The organism is Paraburkholderia sp. J63 (genome assembly GCF_905220245.1).
GTDB lineage: Bacteria > Pseudomonadota > Gammaproteobacteria > Burkholderiales > Burkholderiaceae > Paraburkholderia.
This window is the reverse complement of sequence record NZ_CAJMZF010000053.1, coordinates 1-25,413: the sequence shown is the minus strand read 5'-3', so window position 1 is coordinate 25,413 and position 25,413 is coordinate 1. Positions and strand designations below refer to the sequence as shown.

At 65.7% G+C, this 25,413-nt stretch carries 23 protein-coding genes; 8 read left to right on the top strand and 15 right to left on the bottom strand.

Annotated features, from left to right (window positions below):
* Positions 1 to 126 precede the first annotated feature (126 nt).
* The gene (locus tag U5775_RS34285) at positions 127 to 1,392 is read right to left on the bottom strand and encodes a Zn-dependent hydrolase (RefSeq protein WP_322062571.1); all 1,266 of its coding nucleotides are present in this window, start codon (positions 1,390 to 1,392) and stop codon (positions 127 to 129) included.
* Between the two features lie 386 nt (positions 1,393 to 1,778).
* Between U5775_RS34285 and U5775_RS34280 the strand changes: the two genes are divergently transcribed.
* Complete coding sequence (locus U5775_RS34280) at positions 1,779 to 2,471, top strand: TetR/AcrR family transcriptional regulator (RefSeq protein WP_322062591.1); 693 nt, start codon at positions 1,779 to 1,781, stop codon at positions 2,469 to 2,471.
* Positions 2,472 to 2,803: 332 nt separating this feature from the next.
* Positions 2,804 to 3,142, top strand: coding sequence for a hypothetical protein (locus U5775_RS34275; RefSeq protein ID WP_322062570.1), 339 nt, complete (start codon positions 2,804 to 2,806; stop codon positions 3,140 to 3,142).
* 88 nt (positions 3,143 to 3,230) lie between these two features.
* On the opposite strand, the gene U5775_RS34270 is transcribed toward U5775_RS34275, so the two are convergent.
* Complete coding sequence (locus tag U5775_RS34270) at positions 3,231 to 3,713, bottom strand: Lrp/AsnC family transcriptional regulator (RefSeq protein ID WP_322062569.1); 483 nt, start codon at positions 3,711 to 3,713, stop codon at positions 3,231 to 3,233.
* Between the two features lie 383 nt (positions 3,714 to 4,096).
* Here U5775_RS34270 and U5775_RS34265 point away from each other — a divergent pair, with 383 nt between their 5' ends.
* A complete protein-coding gene (locus U5775_RS34265) occupies positions 4,097 to 4,729 on the top strand; it encodes a LysE family translocator (RefSeq protein ID WP_322062568.1) in 633 nt (210 codons plus the stop codon).
* 103 nt (positions 4,730 to 4,832) lie between these two features.
* Here U5775_RS34265 and U5775_RS34260 read toward each other — a convergent pair whose 3' ends face one another.
* From U5775_RS34260 to U5775_RS34250, 3 genes are all read right to left on the bottom strand, one after another.
* Positions 4,833 to 6,101, bottom strand: coding sequence for a DUF2242 domain-containing protein (locus U5775_RS34260; RefSeq protein ID WP_322062567.1), 1,269 nt, complete (start codon positions 6,099 to 6,101; stop codon positions 4,833 to 4,835).
* A gap of 291 nt (positions 6,102 to 6,392) precedes the next feature.
* Positions 6,393 to 7,775 (bottom strand): APC family permease, encoded by a 1,383-nt coding sequence (locus tag U5775_RS34255; protein WP_322062566.1) that lies wholly within the window; start codon positions 7,773 to 7,775, stop codon positions 6,393 to 6,395.
* Between the two features lie 205 nt (positions 7,776 to 7,980).
* Entirely contained in the window at positions 7,981 to 8,814 is an 834-nt protein-coding gene (locus tag U5775_RS34250; RefSeq protein WP_322062565.1) for a carbon-nitrogen hydrolase family protein, read from the bottom strand.
* Between the two features lie 177 nt (positions 8,815 to 8,991).
* Here U5775_RS34250 and U5775_RS34245 point away from each other — a divergent pair, with 177 nt between their 5' ends.
* Complete coding sequence (locus U5775_RS34245) at positions 8,992 to 9,855, top strand: helix-turn-helix transcriptional regulator (protein ID WP_322062564.1); 864 nt, start codon at positions 8,992 to 8,994, stop codon at positions 9,853 to 9,855.
* A gap of 58 nt (positions 9,856 to 9,913) precedes the next feature.
* On the opposite strand, the gene U5775_RS34240 is transcribed toward U5775_RS34245, so the two are convergent.
* The 7 genes from U5775_RS34240 to U5775_RS34210 form a co-directional block, all read right to left on the bottom strand.
* A complete protein-coding gene (locus tag U5775_RS34240; protein ID WP_322062563.1) occupies positions 9,914 to 10,342 on the bottom strand; it encodes a rubredoxin in 429 nt (142 codons plus the stop codon).
* A 38-nt stretch (positions 10,343 to 10,380) separates the two neighbouring features.
* A complete protein-coding gene (locus U5775_RS34235; RefSeq protein WP_322062562.1) occupies positions 10,381 to 10,515 on the bottom strand; it encodes a hypothetical protein in 135 nt (44 codons plus the stop codon).
* 379 nt (positions 10,516 to 10,894) lie between these two features.
* On the bottom strand, positions 10,895 to 11,275 hold the full coding sequence (locus U5775_RS34230) for a nucleotidyltransferase family protein (protein WP_322062561.1): 381 nt from the start codon (positions 11,273 to 11,275) through the stop codon (positions 10,895 to 10,897).
* A complete protein-coding gene (locus tag U5775_RS34225; protein ID WP_322062560.1) occupies positions 11,268 to 11,825 on the bottom strand; it encodes an FUSC family protein in 558 nt (185 codons plus the stop codon). Before U5775_RS34225 ends, U5775_RS34230 begins: the two co-directional genes overlap by 8 nt.
* 151 nt (positions 11,826 to 11,976) lie before the next feature.
* Positions 11,977 to 13,338: an aspartate aminotransferase family protein gene (locus U5775_RS34220; RefSeq protein ID WP_322062559.1), complete on the bottom strand. Its 1,362-nt coding sequence runs from the start codon at positions 13,336 to 13,338 to the stop codon at positions 11,977 to 11,979.
* Positions 13,339 to 13,635: 297 nt separating this feature from the next.
* Positions 13,636 to 14,049 (bottom strand): DoxX family protein, encoded by a 414-nt coding sequence (locus tag U5775_RS34215; protein WP_322062558.1) that lies wholly within the window; start codon positions 14,047 to 14,049, stop codon positions 13,636 to 13,638.
* A gap of 139 nt (positions 14,050 to 14,188) precedes the next feature.
* Positions 14,189 to 14,914 carry a pirin family protein gene (locus U5775_RS34210; protein WP_322062557.1) on the bottom strand — a complete coding sequence of 242 codons (726 nt, stop codon included), beginning with the start codon at positions 14,912 to 14,914 and terminating at the stop codon, positions 14,189 to 14,191.
* 117 nt (positions 14,915 to 15,031) lie between these two features.
* On the opposite strand from U5775_RS34210, the gene U5775_RS34205 reads away from it, so the two are divergent.
* The 3 genes from U5775_RS34205 to ahpF all read left to right on the top strand — a co-directional run bounded on the left by U5775_RS34205 (position 15,032) and on the right by ahpF (position 18,716).
* Entirely contained in the window at positions 15,032 to 15,940 is a 909-nt protein-coding gene (locus U5775_RS34205) for a LysR family transcriptional regulator (protein ID WP_322062556.1), read from the top strand.
* 432 nt (positions 15,941 to 16,372) lie between these two features.
* Positions 16,373 to 16,936 carry an alkyl hydroperoxide reductase subunit C gene (ahpC, locus tag U5775_RS34200; RefSeq protein ID WP_322062555.1) on the top strand — a complete coding sequence of 188 codons (564 nt, stop codon included), beginning with the start codon at positions 16,373 to 16,375 and terminating at the stop codon, positions 16,934 to 16,936.
* 178 nt (positions 16,937 to 17,114) lie between these two features.
* Positions 17,115 to 18,716 (top strand): alkyl hydroperoxide reductase subunit F, encoded by a 1,602-nt coding sequence (gene ahpF / locus U5775_RS34195; protein WP_322062554.1) that lies wholly within the window; start codon positions 17,115 to 17,117, stop codon positions 18,714 to 18,716.
* 90 nt (positions 18,717 to 18,806) lie between these two features.
* Here ahpF and U5775_RS34190 read toward each other — a convergent pair whose 3' ends face one another.
* Entirely contained in the window at positions 18,807 to 20,216 is a 1,410-nt protein-coding gene (locus U5775_RS34190; RefSeq protein WP_322062553.1) for a virulence factor family protein, read from the bottom strand.
* On the bottom strand, positions 20,213 to 22,825 hold the full coding sequence (mprF, locus tag U5775_RS34185; RefSeq protein ID WP_322062552.1) for a bifunctional lysylphosphatidylglycerol flippase/synthetase MprF: 2,613 nt from the start codon (positions 22,823 to 22,825) through the stop codon (positions 20,213 to 20,215). Before mprF ends, U5775_RS34190 begins: the two co-directional genes overlap by 4 nt.
* A 628-nt stretch (positions 22,826 to 23,453) precedes the next feature.
* Between mprF and U5775_RS34180 the strand changes: the two genes are divergently transcribed.
* On the top strand, positions 23,454 to 24,617 hold the full coding sequence (locus tag U5775_RS34180) for a porin (RefSeq protein WP_322062551.1): 1,164 nt from the start codon (positions 23,454 to 23,456) through the stop codon (positions 24,615 to 24,617).
* 135 nt (positions 24,618 to 24,752) lie between these two features.
* Here the strand turns inward: U5775_RS34180 and U5775_RS34175 are convergent, their stop codons facing one another.
* A complete protein-coding gene (locus U5775_RS34175) occupies positions 24,753 to 25,145 on the bottom strand; it encodes a DUF2917 domain-containing protein (protein ID WP_322062550.1) in 393 nt (130 codons plus the stop codon).
* Positions 25,146 to 25,413 lie beyond the last annotated feature (268 nt).

The following is a 25,413-nucleotide window of genomic DNA, read 5'->3' as shown; positions in this document are numbered from 1 at the left end:
CTCCTTGCGAGGCAAAACACGGGTCCGCCGGCTGCGCGCGGGACGCGGCAGCCGGTACGTGGGGAAACAGCGGGTTGGCTACACGGCTCTATGGCCGCTCGCGTTGCTCGTGTTGCGTCAGCCGCGTTATCCAGGCTCGCAGGCGCGTTCGAGCATCGCGTGCAGCAACACGTTCGCGCCGGCCTCGATCCATTCCTGGGTCGCGTCCTCCACTTCGTTGTGGCTGATGCCGTCGATGCACGGCACGAACACCATCGAAGTGGGCGCGACCGTCGCGAGATAGCACGCGTCGTGGCCCGCGCCCGAGACGATGTCGCGGTTCGAATAGCCGAAGCGCTCCGCCGCCGCGCGCACGGACTTCACGCAAGCCTGGTCGAACGGCACCGGCGCGTAATAGAAAATCTGCTCGAGCTGGGCCTCGAGCTTGCCTTGCTCCGCGATTTTCGCGATGCCTTCGCGCAGCTCGGCGTCCATCTTTGCGAGCACGTCGTCTTCCGGATGGCGGAAGTCGATCGTGAAGAACACGCGGCCCGGAATCACGTTGCGCGAGTTCGGATGCACCTGCATCATGCCGACCGTCGCGCACGCGAGCGGCGCATGGCGCAGACCGATTTCGTTGACGAGCTGCACCACGCGCGAGGCGCCGAGCAACGCGTCGCGGCGGCGCGGCATGGGCGTGGGGCCCGCGTGCGCCTCCTGGCCCGTGAACACGACTTCGTACCAGCGCTGGCCTTGCGCATCGGTCACGACGCCTATGGTCTTGTGCTCCGCCTCGAGTATCGGCCCCTGTTCGATGTGCAGTTCGAACGCCGCATGAATCTTGCGGCCGCCGCACGGCAGCTCGCCCGCATAGCCAATGCGCTGCAGCTCTTCGCCGATGGTCTTGCCGTCCACGTCCTTGCGCGAGAGACCGTAATCGAGCGTGAACACGCCCGCGAATACGCCGGACGCCACCATGGCGGGCGCGAAACGCGAGCCTTCCTCGTTGGTCCAGATCACCGTCTCGATGGGGTGCTCGGTCTGGATGCCATGGTCGTTGAGCGAGCGGATCACCTCGAGCCCGCCGAGCACGCCGTAGATACCATCGAAGCGGCCGCCCGTGGGCTGCGAATCGGCGTGCGAGCCGGTCATCACCGGCGCCAGGTCGTTGTTGCGGCCCGCGCGGCGCATGAAGACATTGCCCATCTGATCGATGCTCACCGTGCAGCCCGCTTCCTTCGCCCACTTCACGATGAGGTCGCGGCCCTCTTTGTCGAGGTCGGTGAGCGCGAGACGGCAGACGCCGCCTTTCGCGGTCGCGCCTATCTTCGCCATCTCCATGAGGCTGTCCCAGAGACGCTGACCGTTCACGTGAATCGCGGTGGTCAGCGCGGCTTCGCTTACTGTGTTCATGCGTGCTCTCCTGTTGAGCATTCGTGCCATCGTCTGGGGCGCATTGCGCTACAAAGGTGCATGCGTCTCGCCGGTGGGTCCACGCCGTTGAACTGCGCTAGTCGAATCCTGTCCGATTGGACAGGTTGTAGCCGATAAACTTCGGGAATTCAATGCGGTGTTACGAGCGAAAAGCGTGCCATCGATGTTGCAGTGCGCGAAAGCGCACGCACGGCACGCAGGTTTACCCGAGCGTTGGTCATGGGCATGCGCACGGTGTGCTTACGCCATGACTACAATGAAACCGGTGTTGCGCAGCGGACGATGTGCGCGACGCCTTTTTATCCTTGAGCGGACCGAATGCCATGCGCGACGACGACACGAACACGCCAGCCGCGAACCTTGCAATGCGCACGAGCGCAAGTGCGCGCGATGACGCTGGTGCAACGCACAAGCCGCGCCGGAAGGCGTCGATTCGCGCATCGAACGAAACGCATCTGCTCGCGTGCGCGGAGGCGGTTTTCGCGGAACGCGGCTTCGAGGGCGCGAGCACGGCGCTGATCGCCGAGCGTGCCGGCTTGCCCAAGGCGAATCTGCATTACTACTTCCCTACGAAGCTCGCGCTCTACTGGCGCGTGCTCGACGATCTGTTCGAGGAATGGAACGCCGCTGCCGACACCTTCGACGCGAGCGACGACCCGGTCGTCGCCATAGGCGGCTACGTGCGCGCGAAGATGGAGCTCTCGCGGCGCCGGCCACTGGGCTCGAAGGTGTGGGCGAACGAGATCATCAGCGGCGCCACGCACATGCAGGACATTCTTCTGAAGCGCGTGAAGCCGTGGATGGAATCGCGCGTGCAACTGATCGAGCGCTGGATCGACGAAGGGCTGCTCGCGCCGGTGGAACCGAAAACGCTGCTCTTCATGATCTGGGCGACCACGCAGCATTACGCGGATTTCGAAGCGCAGATTCGCGCGCTCGCGGGCAAGCGCGCGCTGTCCGCGGCGAGCTTCGAGGCCACGACCGAAGAGGTCGTGAAGATGATTTTGCGTGCAAGCGGGGCGCGCTCGCCGGACGCGCAGGCCGAGTCACATGAATAATATGGATGACTAAATAATAGGCGGCCGTATTCGGCTGAGACCCATTACACAATCAGCGCTGCAGATAACGTTGCGGTTCACGTGCCGCAAGGCCTGAGTTGGCTCAAACAAGCTAGGGCCAACGAAGCGTGGGCTAAAAAATAGAAGGCTCAAAGCCGATGCCAGCGCCCCATGCCGAGCAACGCGACGTGGCCTTTGAGCGTCGTGCCAGTAGCCTGCAATTTCCCCGCTGCCGCCGAATTTTTCAGATTTTTCCGATGCACGCTCCTCGCCGGGTTGCGAATACTAAGCGTTCGTTCCATTGATGAACGAGCAAACTGAGGGAAACCATTATGTATCGCAAACTTCTAGCGCTGGCTCTGGCGGCCGGTCTTCTCGGTCCGGCGGCATACGGTGCCGACTCCACGCCTGCCTGGGCTAGCGACCCATCATTCCTCGCCTGGAATAACCAATTGTCAAAGGCGTTCAAAGCCAATCCGAACTATCACAGCCCGCCGATCAATACCAATGACCAGGTGCAGGAGTTCGCCAACTGGATGTACGAGCTCTATAGCAAGAAACTCACGCCGCAGCAGTTCAAGGAACAGATGGCCAAGGAGTATCCGGGCTACGACAAAGAGGTGAATTTCATTATTTCCAGGCTTCCGGCAGGCAAGAGCAGCGGTAACTGAGCCGGGCGCTCAGCCAAGGCCGATCGCGCCGCGCTCGCAGAGGGCGGCGCGACGCACATCTCGAACCGCCTCGTCGATACCGCGTGCGTCACACCTGCATCGACGCCACGTCCTTCATGCAGCGCAATGCGAACATCGAGCGGCTATGCCGGATGCTCGAAATGCGATAGAGCTTTTCGCGCAGGAAACGCTCGTAGCCCGCCGTGCCGTCCACGGCCACCTTGATCCAGTAATCGTATTCGCCGGAGACGAGATACGCCTCCAGCACCTCGGGCAGTGCCGCGAGCTCCGCGCCGAAGCGCGCGAGCGCGTCGTCTTCGTGGCGGTCAAGCGTGACTTCGAGAATCACGATATCGGCGAAACCCAGCTTGCGCTGGTTCACGAGCGCGACATAGCCGTCGATGTAGCCGTCGGCTTCGAGCTGGCGCGTGCGGTTCCAGCACGCCGTGGTCGACATGCCCACCTGCTCGGCCAGCTCGGCATTGGAAAGGCGGGCGTTTTGCTGGAGCGCGCGCAGGATCTTGCGGTCCTGGTTGTCGAGCATTTTGGGCGGGCGTTCGCGGGTGCTCATGATGAATGGAATTCTCTACAGGGAATGGCCATTCTAGCGGAAGAAGAATCCGCAACGAGGGGCCTTTTACCCGAAAACAGGAAGCCTTTACAGGCCCATCCCCGGTATATTTTCCACATGCCTTCTTGCCCGGCACGACCCACGCGGCCACCTCCCCGCGCTGGGGTGCGCCGCCGCAGCCACGAGCCGCGGTGGACCCGTCAGAGCCGGTTTTCCGTTGCACCCTGCGGCGGCCATCGGGCGTTGCGCGCGTTCATCACGCAGCCAGCGACGTCCGATCGGGCAGATGGCATTTGAAACCGCGCCTCAAGCGCGGTTTTTTGTTGCCGGTTTTTGATCCTCAAGCGCCGTCCGTCACCACGTTTTCGCCCGAACTCCCAGAAATGCCGCTCCAGCTGTATTTGTCGTTTCTCGCCGCCGCACTGGTCCTCGTTTATACCCCCGGTCCCGTCAACGTACTCACGATGAGCCACGCGCTGCATGCCGGCTGGCGCCGCGCGCTGCCTTGCGTCTGGGGCGGCACGCTCGCGGTTTTGCTGCAGCTCGTCTTCACGGCGCTCTGCCTGAATTCGCTGTTGCTCATTAGTGAGCACTCACTCACCGGGCTGCGCTGGGTGGGCGCGGCCTATCTCGTCTGGCTCGGCTGCAAGCAATGGCGCAGCCGCACGCTCGGGGGCGAGTCCGGCGCCGAGCCTGCGGAGCAGGCGCTCACTTCCCGGCGCGATTTGTTCTGGCGCGGGTTTGCCACCTCGGGGCTCAATCCCAAGACCTTGCTGTTCTTTCCGTCGTTCTTTCCGCAGTTCATCAGCGCGGATGCGTCCTGGAGCGCGAACCGGCAGTACCTCGCGCTGGCGGCGACGTTCGCGCTGCTGTTCGCGGGCGGCGTAGCGTCGATGGCGCTGTTCTCGCACCGGTTGCGCCATGTGCTGCAGCGGCCCCGGCGCCTGCGCGCGGTCAACCGGCTGATGGGCAGCCTGCTGGTGGGCATGGGCGCGATGATGGCGGGCTTGCGCTAGGCGAGCCGCGCGTCCGGCTCGTGGGGCTTGCAGAGGATGCCCGAGCAGGCATCCGTACCGTGTGTGCTGGCGCTGCCGAGGGTGTGCGCGGGTGGGCGCTTACTTAGTGCGTCGCGGCTGCGGCCGGTGCGGAATTCGAGGCGGGCGCGTTGGCCGCTCCCGACGCGGAGGCCGCCGCTACGTTTTGCGTACCGCCGGCGGGTGCCGGTGAGGAAGTGCCCGTGCCCGAATTCGCAACGCTCGCGGGCGCCGCTGCAATGGTGACGGGGGCGGCAGCCGATGCCGCAGCGGGCTGCGCGGCCACCTGAACCGCGGCAGCGCCAGAGGCCGGTGCGGCCGCTTGAGTCGTGGCAGCGCCCGAGGCCGGCGCAGCCGCTTGAGTTGCGGAAGCGCCCGCGGCCGGTGCGGCCGCTTGAGTTGTGGTAGCGCTCGAGGCCGGCGCGGCAGCCGCACCCGACTGCGCGGCACGATTGGCTTCGGCAGGCGCGCTCGCGGCGGCGGGCGTCGACGCCGGGCTCATCGCCGCTGCGGGTGCCGATGCAGCCGGCGCCGGCAAGACCGGCGTGAGCAGCGTCGCCTCCGAGGCGGGCGACGCAGGGAAGACTGCGTGCACGCCGCTAGCCGCGGCAGCGGGCACCGCCGCTTGCGTACCTTGCACGGGCGTCGCGGGTGCCACAGTGGTGTGCAGCACTGCCACCCCAGTGGCCGCAGCGGCTGCCGCAGGTGCGGCGGAAGCACCCGGGGCGGCCGTGTTCATCAGCGCCGGGTCCGGCTCCAGCGGTGGCGGCAACGGCAGCGGCGTGGACTTGATATCGCCGCTGCCCGGCACGGGCTGGCTGCGCGCGACCGTATTCAGATAGCGCCCCACGAGATCGAAGAAGCGCTTGTAGAACGCGTCCGACTGAATCGTCTCGCTCGAGACCTTGACCATTTCGTCGCTGTTCGAATGGATCGGCAAAGAGACCGACCCGAGAATCGACAGCCCCACGCTCGCCGACGTCGCGCTCTTCTTGAGCGCATAGCCGTTCTGCACGGCGTTCACGTACACCATGCTCGTGTTCGTCGCGTCGGCGGGGGTGCAGACCACGTGCACTTCCACGACGATGTGCTGGTCGATCGTCGGCTGGAAGTTCTTGGTGGCGTCGACGGTGTCGTTGTGCGTCATCGTCGTCATGTAGCCCTGGCTCAGCAGCGCGCGGCGCGATGCCTCGCAGGCATCGGTGCTCGCGTAGTTGAAGCCGTGCGAGAACGGGCTCGTGGCGCTGGTCAGCAACTGGTCGTCCTGAAACCCAGGCGTGGTCGACGAGCAGGCGCTGAGGCCAACGGCAAACGGAATCAGCAGGAATGGGGCAACTCTTGAAAAACGGGGCATGGTGCGTACTGGCGAGCCGGCGAATGGGCCGGCAAAACGGAGGACGGCATGCATTGTAGTTCGGTTCGGGTGCGCGTGACCGAACGCTTGTTTCACCCCGACCCCGCAATCGCGCAATGGCGCGCCTGGTCAGGCACGGCCGGTCAGGCACGGCCGGTCAGGCACGGCCGGTCAGGCTTCGCGCGATCCACGAAAAAAAACAGGCTTTCGCGTATTGCGAAAGCCTGTTTCGATTTGCCGCTCGCTCCACTCGCGCGCTGCGCGAGCGAATGCCGGTACGCGTAGCGCGTTTTACACGGCCATTTCGGGCGGCGCGCGGCGGAAGCAGCGCGTGATCCAGCCGAGATACGCGAGGCCGAGCACGAACCAGATCACGCCGAGCACGATCGCGGTTTTCTCGAGACTGCACAGCAGCCAGATGTCGGTGACGGCGCCGATGAGCGGGAACACGAGGCCGCCCACGAAGCCGAAGCCGCGCGTGCCGGCCGCGCCATTGAAGTATTGGCGGATCACGCAGAGGTTCACCGAGGTGAACGCGAGGAACGCGCCGAAGTTGATGAACGAAGTGGACGTGGCCACGTCGAGCTTCAGCGCGATCAGGCCGACGATACCGGCGATCGCAATGTTGATCGCGGGCGTGCGGAAACGCGGGTGGATATAGCCGAAGATCGACTTGGGCAGCACTTCGTCGCGGCCCATCGCGTAGAGCAGGCGTCCCACGCTCGCTTGCGCCGAGATGCCGGAGGCGAACTGCGCGAGGATCAGGCCGGCGAGGAAGATCGTCACGAAGATGTCGCCGCCCACTTTGCGCGCGATTTCGAACGCGGCCGAATCGGGGTCCTTGAACACGGCGCCCGGATGCGCGAGCTGCAGCGTGTACGCGGCGATCACGAAGATCGCGCCGCCCACCAGCGCGATCAGCACGATGGCGCGCGGGATGTTCTTTTCCGGCTCGATGGTTTCTTCGGTGAGCGTGGAAACGGCGTCGAAGCCGAGATACGAATACGCGGCGATAGCGGCGCCGGCCATCGTGGCCGAGAGCGGCACGTGCGGCTGGAAGAACGGCTGCGCCGTGATGAGGCCGCCGGGGCCGGCTGCTGCTTCGGCATAGTGCAGGCACAGCACGACGAACATCGCGGTGATGCCGAGCTGCACGATCATCAGGACGATGTTGAAGCGCGCGGCCAGCTCGATGCCGATGATGTTCAGTCCGCTCGTGAGCACGATGAACGCGATGATCCAGATCCACGCGGGCACGTGCGGGAACGCCGCGCCGAGATAGGCCGCGCCGATCAGCCAGATCACCATCGGCAGGAAGAAGTAGTCGAGCAGCGTGGCCCAGCCGATCATGAAGCCCATGTGCGCGTTGAAGCTCTTGCGCGTGTAGGTGTAGGCGGAGCCTGCCACGGGGAACAGGCGCGCGAGCTTGCCGTAGCTGAGCGCCGTGAACACGATCGCGATGAGCGCGATGAGATAGGCGAGCGCGGCGGTGTCCTGGCTCGCGCCGGCGAGCACGCCGTAAGTGCCGTAGACGATCAGCGGCGCCATGTAGGCGAGGCCGAACAGCAGCACCGAAGGCAAGCCGAGCGTGCGTTTGAGATGCGGTTCGCGCGAGCTGCTTGTCGCGCTTGTACCGTTCGTGCCGCGTTCGGCCGGCGTTGAGGAAGGCTTCATGATGCAGTTGTCTCCTGAGTGCTGCGGGTTGGGTCTGCGCGGATTGGCAACGCCCGCCTTGTGGCGTGGCCGTGCGAAGTCCGCGCGCGAGCGTGCGGTCCGGTTCCAAACGCGGGGGCAGCGCGCCTCGTGAGCGTCGATCGTTTGTTGTTATGAGCGCGAGTGCAGCCCGCTCCGGCGGGGTGGCCGGGGCTGCGTCGCGCAATTAGCGGGTTGCGCGCTCGCGGATCTTGAGCGAGCGGCGCCCTTGCGCGTCGTTTTCATCGGCTAGATTCAGCGCGACGCGCGCATCGTGCAGATAGCTGTAGTGCTCGCGGCTTTGCGCGAGCAGCGCGCGGTCAGCCGTGACGGGCAGCACCGCGTCTTCGTTCCTGAGCTCGGCCAGCACGTCGCCGAACGGGCTGATCAGCGCGGATTCGCCGGGGAACGTGAGGTTGTCGTCGCCGTCGCCGGTGCGGTTCACGAGCGCCGCGAACATCTGGTTCTCCATCGCGCGCGCGACAATGGCGCGGCGGTGCACGGGACCGAACGGATCCATGTTGCCGTTGGTGACGACCAGCATCTCGGCGCCGAGCATGCCGAGCGCACGCGCGCCTTCGGGAAACTCGATGTCGTAGCAGATCAGCATGCCGACAGTCATGCCCTTGAATTCGCAGACCTCGAAGCGGTCGCCGGCCGTGAAGACACCGACGTCGGTGGCCCACAGGTGCGTCTTGCGATAGCGCAGCGCAATCTCGCCGCGCTCGTCGACGAGGACCGTCGTGTTGTAGAAGCGCTCGCCGTCGCGCTCGGCGAGTCCCACGGCCACGGCCATGTTGGCGTGGCGCGCGGCGTCGCGCACGGCGGAAAGCGAGGGGCCGGAGAGCGTCTCGGCCACGTCGCGCACGTTCTCGCGCGTGGGAAAACCGGTGAGCGTGGCTTCGGGGAACACCATCAGGTCGGTGCCCGCGCGGCGCTGGCCGATGGCGTCGAGCGTGCGCGCCAGATTGGGCGCGACGACGCCGTCGACGATGGGGATCTGCGCGAGTTCGAGTTGCATGCCTGTCTCCTTGCTCCGGTTCCGCGACGCGTTGCGCCGGTCCGTTGTACTTCGATGTTTCGGGCTCGCGGGCGATCTGGCTGGATTTTTGGCCGCGCGAGCGTCAGGAGCGGCTATTATCACCACGTTATTTTTGTCCGGAAATTACCCTGCAGGGTTACCCTGACCGGAGGCACCATGGAACCCGACTGGCAGGACCGCGCATTCCATCACCATATCGCGACGCTCATCGACGCCCTCGACGGCCCCGACTTCTGGACCCGCATGACGCGCGTGATCGAGCGGTTCGTCGCCTTCGACAACTGGGTGGCGCTCGTCTTCATACGCGATCGCGCGCCGCTCGTGTGCGCCGAGTCGCCGATGCCCGACGGCACCGTGGATCTGCTGTTCCGCGCGTATCTGGAGGGGATGTACCAGCTCGATCCGTTCTACATCAACGCGTGCGAAAAGCCGCGCGCGGGGCTCGTCACGCTTGCCGAAGTCGCGCCCGACAACTTCCGCATGACGGACTACTACCAGCGCTATTTCAAGAGCAACATCATCGGCGACGAAGTGCAGTTCAATCATCCGCTCGACGCGCGCCGCACGCTGATTTTCTCGCTGGGCGCAAAGCACCATTACACCGAGCGCGATATTGCGACGTTCGCGATGTTCGCGCCGTGGGTGATGGCGCTGATGCGGCAGCGGCTGCCCCATGAGCCGCTCGCGGCGCCGGACGCGGCCGACGTGCTGGCGGGTGTGCCGCAGTCCGAAGCGATTGTGACGAGCGAGGCCGGGCCTTCCGCCCGCGACGCGGACTACGCGAGCCGCTTCGAAGCGGTGGCGCGGCAAAGCGGCCGCTCGCCGCTCACGGCGCGCGAGATCGAGGTGGTGCGCCAGAGCCTTTCCGGCTTTTCGACGCGCGCGATTGCCGAGCGGCTCGAAATCTCGTTCGAGACCGTGCGCGCGCACAAGAAGCACATTTATGCGAAACTCGGCGTTAGTTCGCAGTCTGAACTATTTGCGCTGTTCTACGAGCGGCACGGGCGCGATGCGACGTGAACGTGCTAGCGCATGCAGTGTGCGCGCATGGGCGCGGCGCTCGTGCGAGACCGGTGCGTCAGAACTCGACCAGCGCGAAATCTTCCTTGCCCACGTCGCAGAGCGGGCAGCGCCAGTCGTCGGGCACGTCGGCCCAGCGCGTGCCGGGGGCGAGGCCATCGTCGGGGGCGCCGGCTGCTTCGTCGTACACCCAGCCGCAGATCACGCAGACCCATTGCTTGAGGCCGTTGTCGACGGAGGTGGACGGTGCCGGGCTTGCAGCGGCGCCGGGCGCGGTGCTGGCATTAGCCGATGATTCGCGCGGCGTGTCGAGCGCCACGACGAGCGGCGCCGAGGTGGTCTCGCGCGCGGCGAGCTTGGTTTGCAGCGTGTCGAGCAGCGCGGCGGCTTCTTCTGCCGTGAGGTCGATCCAGTAGGGATCGCCTGCGCCGTCGTTCAGGCGCTCGGGTGAGAACTGGATTTCGAGGGCGACGCCTTTCTTGTACATAAGCGAAAACGGGCTAGAGCGGGCGCGCGGCGCGGCGCTCAGACGAACTGTCTGAGCAGCAGCGAGACCGCGATGCCGCCGAAGGCGATCAGCGCGAGCATCTGCAGGAGCGAGATGGACTTGCGCGAGGAAGCGTTCGAGGTGGCGGCGACGGATTGACGGTTCGTGTTCATGGACGTGCGGTTCAGGTGCGATGCGTTTCGTGCGCCTATCGTGGGTCCCAAACGGGGCCTGAGCGGGCCCCAGGCAGGGCCGGGCGCGGGGCGACGAGTTTCGCATGTTTTTCGCGTCCGCGGGGCGTTTGGCACCGTTTGAGCACCGACCGCGCGCACTGGCCGCACCCTCCGATGCGCTAGCTCAGGCGGGTGGCCTGTGGAAGCATCGTTTGCACGGCGGCCCTGATTATCGCCGCTAATGCGCCATTTATTGCGCAGCGTGGGGAGATGGATTATTTCGTGGGGGTTGGGAGCGACAGGGCGTAGGGCCGTTCAATACGACCGATGGCGTCGAGAATGTGTTGCAGGTAGTCGGGGAGGTGGAGCTTGTCTCGACTCATACGGGCTTCGCTTCGGCAATAACCGTCGCACGAAAGGATTCGGGCAAGGCCTTGGGAGTCAGCACGTCGACCTCCACGCCGAGCAACTGGACCAAGGTGTCCTGAATGATGCCAATATCGAGCAACGACGTTTCCGGCGTCGGGTCGACCAGAATGTCCAGGTCGCTGCCGTCCTTGTCGTCGCCGTGCGCGACCGAGCCGAACACGCGCGGATTCATCGCCTTGTTGGCCTTCACGATTTCGCGAATTTCAGAGCGATGCGCATTCAGGGCGGCGGAAGGTCTCACGGAAGTCTCTCGTCGGGTAGCGGTCATTCGAAGCGCGTACGGGATACGATGATAGCGCACATTCTTGCCCCCATTGATCGCCTCAAACATGCAGCCAGCGCCGCTCGAAATACGAAAACAACCAGCACACGGGCAGCGCGCAAGCCATGCCGATCGCCACCTCCGCCACCCGGAAAAGCGCCACGTCCCACACGGGGCCGTGAGTGGGCACGAGCAGCACGATGGTGGTGGTGATCGCGCCAAGCCGCGCCGCGGTGCTCACACGCAGGCACCAGCATGCGACGATCACGACGGCCACCGCCACGAGATACGCGGCCGTGTTCTCCGGCCCGAGTGTGGCCGCCGCGAAGCCCACGATGCCGCCCGCGATCGCGCCGATGAACTGGTCGCGCGACTGCGAGAGCGTATCGGCGTAATCGTGCTGCGTGACGGCGATGGCTGTGATCGCCGCCCAGAACGCTTGCTCGGTATGCAGCGCGCGGCCGATGCTATAGGAGAGCCCCGCGCCGCAGACGGCGCGCAGCGCCATCAGCGCCCCCTGCGCGGCGCGGCTCTTGAGCGGCAGGAGCTTGAGCGCGCTCAGCGCGGACTGCTGTAGCGAAGAGAGATAGGCGAACAGGTTTTCTTGCGGATCGTGCATCGGCTGTGATCGGTTGAAGCAGAGTTGAAAGCGAATTCGAAAGCAGGCGGCCAAGGCGGGCGCGAGCCGTCAAGCATATCAAGTCCGCGTGCCGCCTTTGTACGCCGTGCTTTGTCCGCTATTCGCCCGCCATCGCCCGCTATTTGTCCCGCTACGCGCACAACTCGTCGAGGCAGGCGCCGAACGCGCCGATCAGGCGCTCGACCTCGGCTTCGGTCGTCTCGGGGCACACGAGCATCATGTTGTGGAATGGCGTGATGAGCACGCCGCGGTTGAGCAGATACAGGTGGATGACGTGCTCAAGTTCGTCGTCCATCGCGGCGCGCGCTTCGCTGCCATTACGTGGCGGCGTGGCGCAGAACTGGAATTCGCTGCGCGCGCCCACGCGCGTCACGCACCACGGCAACGCATGGCGCGCGATCGTAGCCGTGAGGCCCTGCGCGAGACGCCCAGCGAGCGCGAACATATGCGCATAGGCCGCCTCGGTCATGACTGCGTCGAGCGTCGCGCGCATCGCGCTCATCGAGAGCGCGTTCGCCGTGAGCGTCGTGCCGATGCCAGAATGGCCCGGCGGCGCGTCGAGCTTCGCCTGTTGCGCGCGCGCCGCGAGTTCGGCGGAAAAGCCATACACGGCGCACGGCACGCCGCCGCCCACGGGCTTGCCGAGCACGAACAGGTCGGGTTCGATGCCGTGCTCGCGCGCGTAGCCGCGCGGGCCGCTGCTGATCGTGTGGGTTTCGTCGATCAAAAGCAGCGTGCCGTGGCGCTTCATGAGTGCCTGCGCCTCGCGCCAGAAGCCGGGCTCGGGCAGCACCATGCCCACGTTGGTCATGGCGGGCTCGGCGAGCACGCAGGCCACCTGGCCATCGGCGAGCGCGCGGGCGAGCGCGTCGAGGTCGTTGAACTCCACCACGCGCGTATGTGGCAGCAGGTCGTGCACCTGGCCGAGCAGGCTCGCGCGCTGCGTGGGCCGGCCATCGACGAGATCCACGAACACGTCGTCCACGGTGCCGTGGTAGCAGCCGTTGAACACGACGATCGTGTCGCGCCCGGTGGCCGCGCGCGCCCAGCGCAGCGCGAAGCGGTTCGCATCGCTCGCGGTCATTGCGAACTGCCAGTACGGCAGGCCGAAGCGTTGCGCGAGCGCCGCGCCCACCGCCACTGCGTCCTCGCCCGGCAGCATGGTCGTGAAGCCGCGCTGCGCCTGGTGGGCGAGCGCCTGCGCGACGGCGGGCGGCGCGTGGCCGAACATCGCGCCCGTGTCGCCGAGACAGAAGTCGACATAGCGATGCCCGTCCACGTCGGTGAAGGCCGCGCCGCGCGCGGCATCCACGTAGAGCGAGAACGGCGTGGACCAGTCGTTCATCCAGTGCAGCGGCACGCCGAACAGCAGATGCTGCGCGGCTTGCGTGGAGAGGGCTTGCGATTTCGGGCGCGCGGCGACAAAGGCGTCGCGCTCGCGTGCCAGGATGCGCTGCGCGCGCTCCCGGTTCACGCCTGGGCGGTCTTGCATGGGTGTTTCCTTTTGTGCTGGCTCTGTCTGATGGGTTGCTCACGCGCCGCGCTATCGGGCGCGAACGGCGTGCCAATCACGCACGAGCCGTGTACGGATCCGGATCGATCCTCGCATGCGCATGCGCCGAAGTAAATTCGGACATATGGCATAGGCCGTACGTCACAGATCCTGCTTCGCGAACCGCCCGGCGCGGCGCGAAGCGACACACAAAAGGACGCCAAAGAGACGCCAAAAAGCGCGACGCCTCGAAGGCCATCGCGCTTTTCCGCACTGCGCCTTGATGGCGCGCCTGCGTTACTTCCTGTCGATCGAGAACTTGCCCGGACCCGCCACGGCGAGTGCGATCAGGCCGCCCGCGATGCTGACGTTCTTGTAGAAGTTGATCATGTTGGCCATCTGGTCCATGCCGGTCATGGTCCAGAAGCGGTGGCCGATGAGCGCGGTGCCGATGGTATAGATCGCGAGCAGCACGGCGAGCGGACGCGTAAAGAAGCCGAGGACGATCAGAATGCCCACCACGAATTCCATGACGACGGCGATGATCGCCGAGAGCATGGGCGCGGGTGCGCCCACGTGCGCCATGTATTCGACGGTGCCGGAAAATCCGGTGAGCTTGGACCAGCCGAACATCACGAACAGCGTGGCCAGCAAGATGCGGGAGACGAGCAGGGCGACGTCGTTGCCCTGGCCGAAGAGGTTGTATCGCATGTTATTTCTCCAATACGTTGCTGCAGTTTGTTGGTTTTATTGCATCTGTCGGCAGTGCGGCCCGCTTGTTTCTGGAGTGTGCGGGACCGCGCCGGGCCGCCGGCGCCCGTCGAACGAAAGACGGACGCCAGGGCCCCGGTTACGACCAAAGCTCCGACACCTCGATATTACGCAGATCGAACACCAATACCTCGGCATCGTGTCCGTCGGTGAAGCTCAGCTCGCGCTCCGTGCGGATGCGCGCGCCGTCGCCTTCGCCCAGCTCCACGCCGTTGACCTTCACGCTGCCGCGCGCCACGTGCACATAGGCGTAACGGTCCGCGCCGATCGCGATCTTCGCGCTCTCCGCGCCATCGAAGCGGCCGGCGTAGACCCGCGCGTCCTGGCGCAGTTCGAGCGAGTCGGCGGCGCCGTCCGGCGAGAGGATCAGGCGCAGCTGGCCGCGCTTTTCCGCGTCCGGGATGTTCTTCTGCTGATAGCGCGGCTGCGCGCCCTTCACGTTCGGCGCAATCCAGATCTGCAGGAAATGCACCGGCTGTTCGGCCGAGTGGTTGAACTCGCTGTGCGCGACGCCCGTGCCGGCGCTCATCAGTTGCACGTCGCCGGGGACGATCACCGAGCCGGTGCCCATCGAGTCCTTGTGCTCCAGGCCGCCTTCCAGCACGTACGAGAAGATTTCCATGTCGCGGTGCGGGTGCTTGCCGAAGCCGCGCGCCGGGGCGACGCGGTCGTCGTTGATCACGAGCAGGTCCGAGAAGCCGATCTGCTGCGGATCGTAGTAGTTGGCGAACGAAAACGTGTGGCGCGAGCTGAGCCAGCCGTGTTCGGCGCGGCCGCGTTGATCTGCCTTGCGAAGTTCGATCATGTTCGTTTCTCCGTGTGTTCCGATATCCGGTTGCGATGAACGTCAGTTTAGGTCAACCAGTGTGATGCGTAACGCCGTAGAATACGACTCACTGTCATGTAAAAGTGGACAATAACCATGCAGCTCGACGACATGCGCATCTTCGTGAACACCGTGGATGCGGGCAGTTTCACGGCCGCGGCAAACCGCCTGCGGCTCTCGAAGCAGTTCGTGAGCCGCCGCGTGGCCGCGCTCGAAGCGGATCTCGGCGCGCGCCTGCTCGTGCGCAACACGCGCAAGCTGGCGGTGACGGATCTGGGCCAGGAGTTTTACGAGCGCGCGAAGCGCATCCTCGCCGACGTCGCCGACACCGAGCAGGCCATGTCGGCGCGCCGCTCGGAGCCGCGCGGCCTGCTCAAGGTGAGCGCGCCGATGTCGTTCGGCATGGCCCATCTCTCGCCGCTCGTGGCCGAATTCCTGCGCGCGCACCCCGACGTGCATTTCGATATGGACCTGAGCGACCGCAACGTCGACGTGATCGGCGAGGGCTTCGACATGGCGCTGCGCATCGGGCGGCTCGCCGACTCCACGCTGATCGCCCAGAAGCTCGCGGACGTGCACATGATCGCCTGCTGCAGCCCCGGCTACCGGCGCCGCCACCGCGCGCCGCAAATGCCCGCCGATCTGGCGCAGCACGCCTGCCTGCCATATGGACAGGAGGGGCGCGCGCCGTGGGAATTCGTCGTCGACGGGGTACGTACGCCGTTCGAGGTGCACGGGCCGCTGCGGGCCAACAACGGCGAGGTGCTGCGCGATGCGGCCGTGGCGGGCCTTGGCATCTGCTATCTGCCGGATTTCATCGTGGCGGGATCGGTCGATGCGGGGCTGCTCGTCGAAGTGCTCGAGCCGTTCATTCCGCCGGCCCATGCGCTCCATGCGCTGTATCCGCAGCATCGTGAAGCTTCCGTGACCATACGCGCGTTCACGCAATTTCTGCGCGAACGTCTGCTTTCTCGTGCGGCGACGGCGCGTGGCGGCGCGCTTTGATGCGGATGGTCTGCGGGCATGTGCGCAAGCCTTGAGTTTTGGCTGTTGCACCCGCATCTAAATAATCGTCGCCGCGGCGGCGCCACGTGGGCGGATTGCCTCGGTCGACGGAACCTCGTGGGCGGCTCGTAATCACAGCAGGTTTGGGCGAGATGCGGCCGGCCGTATCGAGCGCATGAGGCGTAATGTCGCAATTTCGTTGTATGCTCACCGCCCCGAGGATTGTTCGGGCCGCTTGACGCGGACGCGGGACGCCGGGCTGGCGGGCTTCGAAGCGCCGTCCAGGATCGCCGGTGGGGGCCTATGAAGGATGCCTATGAGGTCCGATAGACATAGTTTATTTCGGCGATCAACGTAATCAATTTTTCAAATGGTCGTGGTTCCCGTAACCTACGTCCATACCTTTTCCAACCCAGAGCGAGGAAACAACTGATGTCTCTCATCAACACGCAAGTCAAGCCGTTCAAGGCCACCGCATTCCACAATGGCAAGTTCGTTCCGGTCTCTGAAGAAAACTTCAAGGGCAAGTGGTCGGTGGTCGTGTTCTACCCGGCCGACTTCACTTTCGTGTGCCCGACCGAACTCGGCGACCTGGCTGACCAATACGCGGAATTCCAGAAGCTGGGCGTTGAAATCTACGGTGTTTCGACCGATACGCACTTCACGCACAAGGCATGGCACGACACCTCGGACACGATCGCCAAGATCAAGTACCCGCTCGTCGGCGACCCGACTGGCGCGATCACGCGTAACTTCGACGTGATGATCGAAGAAGAAGGCCTGGCACTGCGCGGCACGTTCGTGATCAACCCGCAAGGCGAGATCAAGCTGTGCGAAATCCACGACAATGGCATCGGCCGTGACGCCAAGGAACTGCTGCGCAAGGTTCAGGCTGCCCAGTACGTTGCGGCTCACCCGGGCGAAGTGTGCCCCGCCAAGTGGACGCCGGGCGCAGAAACGCTCAAGCCGTCGCTCGACCTCGTCGGCAAGATCTAAGCGTCGTGGTTTGAATGCGATCGCCCTGATCGCATGACGCTGAAGTCCCACTGAGCTGTACCTCCGGGCCGCGCCCTCGCGGCTTGCGGCCCGGAAGCCTTGCTGCAAGGCCCAAAAGGCTTTCGTAACAGCGGGCATTACTTAGGATTCCCCTGCTTCTTCTCCGCCGGAACACGCCATGCTCGACGCAAATCTCAAGACCCAACTGAAAAGCTACCTCGAAAAAGTCACGCAGTCGATCGAGATCGTCGCCTACCTGGACGACGGCGAGAAGTCGCAAGAACTACAGCAACTGCTGCAGGACATCGCATCGCTCTCGGATCGCATCACGCTCGAAGAACGCCGTGGCGCCGCTATTGGCGACGCGCGTACCCCTTCGTTCGAGATCAAGCGCGCGAACGCTGACGTCAAGGTGACGTTCGCGGGTATTCCGATGGGCCATGAATTCACGTCGCTCGTGCTCGCGCTGCTGCAGGTGGGCGGCCACCCGGTCAAGCTCGAAAGCGACACGATCGAACAGGTGAAGGCGCTCGACGGCGTGTTCGCGTTCGAAGTCTATATGTCGCTGTCGTGCCAGAACTGCCCGGAAGTCGTGCAGTCGATCAACGCGATGGCCGCGCTCAACCCGAACGTGCAGATCGTCACGATTGATGGTGCGCTGTTCCAGGACGAAGTCGAGAAGCGCAAGATCATGGCCGTGCCGACGATCTTCCTGAATGGCGAAGTGTTCGGCCAGGGCCGCATGGGCGTCGAGGAAATTCTCGCGAAGCTCGACACCGGCGCGTCGGCGCGTGCCGCCGAGAAGCTGAACCAGAAGGACGTGTTCGACATGCTGATCGTCGGCGGCGGCCCCGCAGGCGCCGCGGCTGCGATCTATGCGGCGCGCAAGGGCATCCGCACGGGCGTGCTCGCCGAGCGCTTCGGCGGCCAGGTGCTCGATACGATGTCGATCGAGAACTTCGTCTCGGTGCAGGAAACGGAAGGGCCGAAGTTCGCGACGGCGCTCGAGCAGCACGTGCGCGCCTATGACGTCGACATCATGAACCTGCAGCGCGCCGATGCGCTCACGGCCGTGGGCAACGGCTTCGAGGTGCGCACGGCAAGCGGCGCGACGCTGCGCGCAAAGAGCGTGGTGCTGGCCACGGGTGCGCGCTGGCGCAACGTGGACGTGCCGGGCGAGCAGGAATACCGCAACAAGGGCGTGGCGTATTGCCCGCACTGTGACGGCCCGCTCTTCAAGGGCAAGCGCGTCGCCGTGATCGGCGGCGGCAACTCGGGCGTCGAGGCGGCCATCGACCTCGCGGGCATCGTGAGCCACGTGACGCTGCTCGAATTCGGCGCGCAACTGCGTGCCGACGAAGTGCTGCAACGTAAGCTGCGCAGCCTGCCGAACGTCACGGTGCACGTGAACGCGCAGACCACGGAAATCAGCGGCGACGGCCAGAAGGTCACGGGCCTCGCGTATCTGGAGCGCACCACGGGCGAGAAGCATCACGTGGAGCTCGAAGGCGTGTTCGTGCAGATCGGTCTCGTGCCGAATACCGAATTCCTCAAGGGCACGATTGCGCTCTCGAAGCACGGCGAGATCGAAGTGGACGCGAAGGGCCAGACTTCGGTGCCGGGCGTGTTCGCCGCGGGCGACGTGACGACCGTGCCGTTCAAGCAGATCGTGATTGCCGTGGGCGAAGGCGCGAAGGCTTCGCTCGGCGCGTTCGACTACCTGATCCGCTCGTCGGTGGAGCAGGAAGAAGACGCGAAGGTGGCGGCCGTGGAGGCTTGAGCGCCCAGGTCAGGCAAGTTGTTTTGGTTTTAAGGACGCCGGCTTTTAGCCGGCGTTTTTTTCGTCTGTATTTTGTCTATCGATCTCGCCTCACCCCCGCGCCGCAATCTCCTTCTTCCACCCCGCGATGATCTTCGCCGCGAGCGCGTTATAGTCGCCGTCGAAGTGATGGCTGCCGTTCGTCTTCACGAGCTCGATGCCGGTGTTCGCGAGCGCCGGGCACAGCGTGTCTTTTTCATCGGCGCCATAGACGCATTGGACGATTGCCGGCGGCACCTTCGCGAGTTCCGGACGCACCTGCAGCGCCTTGTCGCTCGCGGGCATGCCGAGCCAGCCCGTTACACGGACCTGGAAATCGGCGTCGGGCGCGAAGCCGAGCAGCGACATGTACGACACTTTCTCGCGCAGCGCATCGGGCAGACGGTTGTAGGCGAACGGCATCACGTCCGCGCCGAACGAGTAGCCCACGAGCGCGATGTGCTTCGCGTGCCAGCGCGCGGCATAGGTGTTGAGCACGCGTGCGAGATCGTGACTCGTCTGCGCAGGCGTCTTCTCGCTCCAGAAGTAGCGCAGCGCATCCCAGCCGATCACCGAAATACCCTGCTTTTGCAGCGCTTCCGCGATCGTCTTGTCGAGGTCGCGCCAGCCGCCGTCGCCGGAAATCACCACCGCGAGCATGTCGGTCGGATGCGCGGCGGGCAGCTCGACGAGCGGCAGATCCGAGACGTCTTCCTCGCTTTCCATTTGCACGCGCAGATGCGGCGCGGTGAGCGCGACGAGCTTGTCCGCGTCGGCGACGTTGGCGGCAAACGTTCGCGGTGTCGCGTCGGTGGTTGCGGTCGATGCCGGTTTGGTTGCGCTAGCAACCGTCGTCACGCCTTGCTCGAAGAAACCCGGCAAGCCCTTGCCGCGCGAGAGCGTCGGGTCGGCGGGGCAGGGGGCGAAGCGCGCATCGAGCTTCGCGGCAGGATCGAGCGACACGGCGCCCGCCATCGTGTTCGCAGGCGCTTGCGAGAGCATGCGCTGCGCGATGAGCGCGCCTTCGCCGCTGCCGATCGCGATCGGCGCGAAGTACTGGTTCGACGCCTGCTGGCGTTCGATCTGATGACTGAGGGCTTCGGCGTCGCTGTAGAGCTTGTGGCAGGTCTCGTTCTTTACCGCGGCGAGATTGGCCGCGTAGCGCGCCGTATCCACGCCCACGACCAGCGCGCCGTGTTGCGCGAGGGCGTCGGCGCGCGTCTGATCGGCGGCGTTCCAGTGCGCGCCCGCCGAGAACAGCACGGCGAAGCCGCGCATCGCGCCGGCCGGCTTCGTCACGGCAACGTCGCCGTAGCGGCCGCCCGCGACGTGCGCAGGCGCGGCAGGCGAAGGCGCCGTAACGTGCGGCTGGGACGTTTGGGGCGACTGGTTTGCGTGAGCCTGAACCGCGCAGAGCGCGAGCAAGGCGGCGCCCGCCGCGACGCCGGCACGGCGCGGCAGCGAGAGAGTACGAAGAATCATGAGCGCCAGCCTCCTGCCAGCAACGAAAGGTCCGCGAGGGTGATGAAGACGCTGATCGAGCCCGACGCGGCCAGATAACGCGGCTCCCAGCGCGGCGCGAATTTGTTCTTGAAGCCGCGCAGCCCACGGAAGTTGTAGAACTTGCCGCCGAAGCGCCAGATCAGCCCGGCGAGGCGGTGCCACGACGACGCGAGCGGCGTCGGCCCCATGCCCGCGAGCGGCGCCATGCCGAGCGAAAGCGATTGATAGCCCGCGGCCTTCAGATGCAGCGCGAGTTGCGTGAACAGATACTCCATCGCATAGGGCGAGGCGCCAGGCAGATGGCGCATGACGCCGACCGTCGCATCGGTGTTCAGGTCCGTCGTCATGAAGGTGACGAAGGCGAGCGGCGTATCGTTCTGGCGCACGAGCAGCACGTGCTGCGCGGCGAGATAGTCGTCGTCGAAGGCGGCCACCGAGAAGCTCTTCTCGCGCACGTCGCGCTCTTCGAGCCACGCGTCGGAGATCGAGCGCAGCACCGGCAGGCGGTCGGTCATCTGCGCCGGGTCGATGTGCTCGAAGGTGAAGCCGTCGCGTTCGCCGCGCTTGAGCGCATAGCGCAGATGCGCGCGCTGCGGGCCCTTGAGATCGAACTCCTGGAGCATCACGCGCGCTTCCTCGCCGAGCTTCATCAGCGTGAGGCCGGCGTCGAGATAGAGCGGCAGGGCGTCGGCGCGCACCTGATAGAACGCGGCGCGGCCGCTGTGCGCGTGCGCGAGCGAGACGAATTCGCGGATCAGCGCGGGCCATTCGTCGCGCGGGCCCACGGGGTCGTGCAGCGCGGCCCACGTGCGTCCGCGCTTCGCGTACATGAGGAACGCGTTGCGCGACGACGAGAACAGGAAGCTCTTGTCGCCCATGAGCGCGAGGCCCGCATCGCTGCGCTCCTGCGCGCGCACGATGCGCGCGGCTTCGGCCAGATCTTCGCTCGCGGGGATCACGAAGCGGCCCGCGGCCGGACGCAACAACTGGTACGACGCGAGCGCCGCCGCGAACACGCCGGCGCCGAGCGTTGCGCGCAGCGCGCGCGGCGCGCGTTCGTCGAACGCGAATTGCCACCACAGATGCTGCGAGTATTCGACGTCGCGGAACGCGAAGAACAGCACCCACACGGCGAGCGCGATCACGCAGCCGACCGAGGCGAGCCACGCGGGCGTGAAGGGCTCGGCGAACAGCGACGAATGACGATTGAAGCGGCGGCGCGTGGCGAGCAGCAGCGCGATCAGCACGCACAGCACGCCCGCTTCGACGAACGCGAGGCCCTTGGTGAGCGAGAGCGCGAGGTTGGCCACGGCGAGCGCGAGGGCGAGCCACCAGGCGGCGTCGAGGCGGCGCAACAGGCCGCGCGCGACGAACAGCAGCAGCACGCCGAACAGGCTGCCGAGCAGTTGCGAGCTTTCGAGCACCCAGAGCGGGATGAAGTTTTGCAGCAGCTCGATGCGATGGGTGAACGCGGGCGTGGCGCCCGAGATCACGAGCATGCTGCCGGTCACGAAGGTGACGATGGCGAGAAACAGCGGCGCGAGCTGCGTGACGCCATCGACGCCGCGTCGCGCGAAGTTCGTGTTGAGCGGATTCTTGAGCGCGCGGCCTTCGAAGACGGCGAGCAGCGCGGCCGAGAGCGCGAGCGGCGCGCCGAAATAGATCGCGCGATAGGCGAGCAGCGCGGCGAACACCTTGGGGGCCGGCACGCTCGAGCCGAGCGCGAACACCATCGCCGCCTCGAATACGCCGATGCCGCCGGGCGTATGGCCGATCAGGCCGAGCAGCATGGCGGCGGTGTAAACGGTGAGGAAGTCGGCGAAACCGATGTGCGGGTGCGGCATCACCGACCAGAGCGCGAGGCCGGCGCCGGCCACATCGAGCGCCGCGAGCAGCAATTGCGCGACGAGGTCGCGCCGCGCGGGCACCGCGAAGCGCAGCCAGGCGCGCTTGAACGGCTCGATCTCGCGCGCCTCGCCGGGGCAGGCCGCGACGAGCGCGGCGCCGAGCGCGAGCACGACGCCGCCGATCCAGCGCAGCGCCGTGGGCGAAAGGTGCAGCAGGCCCGAGAGCGTATCGGCGGCGCCCACCATGCCGAGCGCGGTCATGAGCGCGAGGGCGAGCGCGAGCGTGACGCTCGTGAACACGGTCATGCGGCCGATCTGCGCGGCGGTGACGCCCGCGCTGCCGTAGACGCGGCAACGCACGGCGCCGCCCGTGAGCGCGCCGAAGCCCGTGACGTTGCCGAGCGCCGAGCCGGCGATGGCGCCCACCCATAGTGCGCCGCGCGAGACGCGCGCGCCGAGGTAGCGCACGCCGACGGCGTCGCGCCCGACGAGCGCGACGAAGCTGACGGCGGTGGCGCCGAGCGCACCTGTCCATTGCGCGGGGCTCAGATGCCAGAGCTGGCGGATCACGGAGCGGTAGTCGACGGAGCGCGAGAGGTGCTGAAACACCAGCAGCAAGAGCGCGCAGATGCCGATGGCGAGGGCCGGTGCGACGAAGCGCTGCAGGCGCAAGGCGCGCACTCGGCGGCGCAACGCCACAGCGGCGGCGCGCGCAGTGCGCGAAGAGGGCAATTCAAGCATGGGTTGGCCTGGCGATTCCCGGATGTCGCTCTGGCGCCGTGGCGGGCGTCCCTTGGGGCGGCATCGAATGTTGTTGGTCACGTGGGTCCGGCGGCTGCGCGGCCGGGGGCGGCACGCAGCGCAAAGGGGCGCAGCGGCGGCCATGGCGGCTGGCCTTCACGGCCGGCCAAAACGTAAGCGTTTGGTAAATGACTGGTAAAGCAGCAAACGCGCGGAGAGGTCCAGCGGTTGACCGGGTCTCGGAAGAAACGTCAGACGAAACCGCAAACCAATCGCGGACAAGCCGCAAAGGGGACCGGATGAATGCGCAAAAGAGAAGCAAAAGCGCAAGCCCGGATTTTACTTTGTGGCACCCATGCTTTTATCTGAGGAATGGAGGCGCAAGCCGTGCAAACCCGCTGAATCTCAGGCGCCAAGGACGCGGACGCAGGCGCCGCAACGGGCCTTGGGTTTCGATTGCTTCACGGTGTGATGGAATGATTGACGGCCGCGCGCGACCCTTTCCGAAACCGCTGTTACCAATTCGATACACACTTTTTAATTCTTTTACTTCGTCGGGCCGTGGAGGTAGGCTGATTCGGTCACGTGCTGTTTGACTGCGGAAGTTCGACTGCGCCAGGAGAATGACGTGAAGAGACTCGCCCTGACTTCGCTTTCGTTAGTCGCGCTCGGTGCTGCCGGCGCGGCGCATGCACAGACCAGTGTCACGCTGTACGGCACCATCGATACCTCCATCACCTACGTCAACCACGCGAACGGCAATAAAAATCTCTGGGCGCTCGGCAACAGCAGCGACGGCAATCTCTCGGGCTCGCGCTGGGGCCTGAAAGGCGCTGAAGACCTGGGCGGCGGGCTCAAGGCCATCTTCCAGCTGGAAAGCGGCTTTAATCCGTCGACGGGCTCATCGGCCCAGGGCGGCCGGCTATTCGGCCGCCAGGCCTACGTCGGGCTGACCGCGGAGCAGTACGGCTCGCTCACGCTCGGACGCCAATACGACCCGCTGATCGATCTCGTGCAGGGCATCACCGAGGACAACTACCTCGGCTCGGTCTTCGCGACGCCCGGCGACGTCGACAATTACGACAACAGCTTCCGCGTCAACAACGCGGTCAAGTACACCACGCCGGTCTGGAACGGCCTGCAGGCCGCCGCCATGTATTCGTTCGGCGGCATCGCGGGCTCCACGGGCTCCGAGCAGTCGTACTCGGCGGCCGTCGCCTACAACAACGGGCCGATCTCGCTGGCGGGCGGCTACTTCTACGCGGCCAACAGCCAGGCCGGCATCGGCATTCGCTCGACCGGCTGGAGCAGCACGTCGGATGGCACCTTCGACGGTCCCATCAACAGCGGCTATGCGAGCGCTCACTCACTTTCCATCGCGCGCGCGGCGGCGCAATACTCGCTCGGGCAGTTCACGCTCGGCCTCGGCTACAGCAATTCCCAATACGCACCGGATGCGAGTTCGGTATTCCGCAGCACCGAGAAGTACAACACGGGCCAGGGCTTCGTGAACTACCAACTGAGCCCGGTGCTTCTGCTCGGCCTCGGCTACACCTACACGCACGCCAATGGCGACGCGAGCGCGAATTACCATCAGGTGTCGATCGGTGCCGATTACAGCCTCTCGAAGCGCACCGATGTCTATATGACCGCGGGCTGGCAGCACGCGAGCGGCGAACAAGGCGATGGCACGGGCGGCTCGATGCCGGCCGAGGCGTCGATCGGCTCGTACGGCTACAACGGAACGGCGACGCAGACCATGTTCAATCTGGGCCTGCGGCACAAGTTCTGAGCTTGGGTCGATTCACGAAAGCCGGACGCGGCGCGTCCGGCTTTTTGCATGCTTGCTCGGTCAGGGCGGGGTGGCAGGTTTGAAGCGGTGCCTGCCTGTGCTCGGCGCCCTCGATGGCAGCGCTGGCCGCAACAGCTAACGCGCGAGGCGCACCGTGAGCAACGCCAACCGGCTGACGCAACGCGCGACGGCGCGCCGTAGCGATGCAAACGGCGGCTGCCACGCACAGGTGAGCGTCACACGTGCGGCGATGCCCCCGGTCCTGCCGTCGGCGCTGATCCAGAGACGTTCACCGCGGTAGACGCGCAGCATTTCGCCGGGATCCAGCCAATGGTCGTAGGGCGAGCGCGCACGCGTGAGCCAGATGCGCGCGCCGTAGACGCGCAGCGTGCTGTCGGCGCGCACGCGCCAGGTGAACGTCCCAGTCGCGGGCAAGGCAAAGTGGATCGACAGGGCCGGCAGCGCGCCGTCGTGCGCGAGAGTACCGAAGGCGTCGTCCTGATCGGCCTGCTGTGAAGCGAAATCCATCGTGTTCTCCAATATCGGGAGCCGACGGACGGGGCGCTGCCACCACAAAAAACAAAAGCCCCGTCGATGCCGGCGGGGCTGTGTGATTTGCGTAAGGACAGACTGGACTACCCGGATTGCTCGTACGCACACATTCCCCGTGCCACGCCTTTCGGCGTATGCCACGGGTGATTCATCATGCTTGTGTGGATGGAGGATGTGCGCATGCGTCGAGTGTGCGGGGGGGGGGGGGGGGGGGGCGGGGTCAAAAAGTTTTGCAGGACGCGTC

Bases quoted from the DNA above. Each gene is read 5' to 3' on its own strand.
- U5775_RS34285 (WP_322062571.1), bottom strand. From the start codon at position 1,392: ATGAACACAGTAAGCGAAGCCGCGCTGACCACCGCGATTCACGTGAAC.
- U5775_RS34280 (WP_322062591.1), top strand. From the start codon at position 1,779: ATGCGCACGAGCGCAAGTGCGCGCGATGACGCTGGTGCAACGCACAAG.
- U5775_RS34275 (WP_322062570.1), top strand. From the start codon at position 2,804: ATGTATCGCAAACTTCTAGCGCTGGCTCTGGCGGCCGGTCTTCTCGGT.
- U5775_RS34270 (WP_322062569.1), bottom strand. From the start codon at position 3,713: ATGAGCACCCGCGAACGCCCGCCCAAAATGCTCGACAACCAGGACCGC.
- U5775_RS34265 (WP_322062568.1), top strand. From the start codon at position 4,097: ATGCCGCTCCAGCTGTATTTGTCGTTTCTCGCCGCCGCACTGGTCCTC.
- U5775_RS34260 (WP_322062567.1), bottom strand. From the start codon at position 6,101: ATGCCCCGTTTTTCAAGAGTTGCCCCATTCCTGCTGATTCCGTTTGCC.
- U5775_RS34255 (WP_322062566.1), bottom strand. From the start codon at position 7,775: ATGAAGCCTTCCTCAACGCCGGCCGAACGCGGCACGAACGGTACAAGC.
- U5775_RS34250 (WP_322062565.1), bottom strand. From the start codon at position 8,814: ATGCAACTCGAACTCGCGCAGATCCCCATCGTCGACGGCGTCGTCGCG.
- U5775_RS34245 (WP_322062564.1), top strand. From the start codon at position 8,992: ATGGAACCCGACTGGCAGGACCGCGCATTCCATCACCATATCGCGACG.
- U5775_RS34240 (WP_322062563.1), bottom strand. From the start codon at position 10,342: ATGTACAAGAAAGGCGTCGCCCTCGAAATCCAGTTCTCACCCGAGCGC.
- U5775_RS34235 (WP_322062562.1), bottom strand. From the start codon at position 10,515: ATGAACACGAACCGTCAATCCGTCGCCGCCACCTCGAACGCTTCCTCG.
- U5775_RS34230 (WP_322062561.1), bottom strand. From the start codon at position 11,275: ATGTTTGAGGCGATCAATGGGGGCAAGAATGTGCGCTATCATCGTATC.
- U5775_RS34225 (WP_322062560.1), bottom strand. From the start codon at position 11,825: ATGCACGATCCGCAAGAAAACCTGTTCGCCTATCTCTCTTCGCTACAG.
- U5775_RS34220 (WP_322062559.1), bottom strand. From the start codon at position 13,338: ATGCAAGACCGCCCAGGCGTGAACCGGGAGCGCGCGCAGCGCATCCTG.
- U5775_RS34215 (WP_322062558.1), bottom strand. From the start codon at position 14,049: ATGCGATACAACCTCTTCGGCCAGGGCAACGACGTCGCCCTGCTCGTC.
- U5775_RS34210 (WP_322062557.1), bottom strand. From the start codon at position 14,914: ATGATCGAACTTCGCAAGGCAGATCAACGCGGCCGCGCCGAACACGGC.
- U5775_RS34205 (WP_322062556.1), top strand. From the start codon at position 15,032: ATGCAGCTCGACGACATGCGCATCTTCGTGAACACCGTGGATGCGGGC.
- ahpC (WP_322062555.1), top strand. From the start codon at position 16,373: ATGTCTCTCATCAACACGCAAGTCAAGCCGTTCAAGGCCACCGCATTC.
- ahpF (WP_322062554.1), top strand. From the start codon at position 17,115: ATGCTCGACGCAAATCTCAAGACCCAACTGAAAAGCTACCTCGAAAAA.
- U5775_RS34190 (WP_322062553.1), bottom strand. From the start codon at position 20,216: ATGATTCTTCGTACTCTCTCGCTGCCGCGCCGTGCCGGCGTCGCGGCG.
- mprF (WP_322062552.1), bottom strand. From the start codon at position 22,825: ATGCTTGAATTGCCCTCTTCGCGCACTGCGCGCGCCGCCGCTGTGGCG.
- U5775_RS34175 (WP_322062550.1), bottom strand. From the start codon at position 25,145: ATGGATTTCGCTTCACAGCAGGCCGATCAGGACGACGCCTTCGGTACT.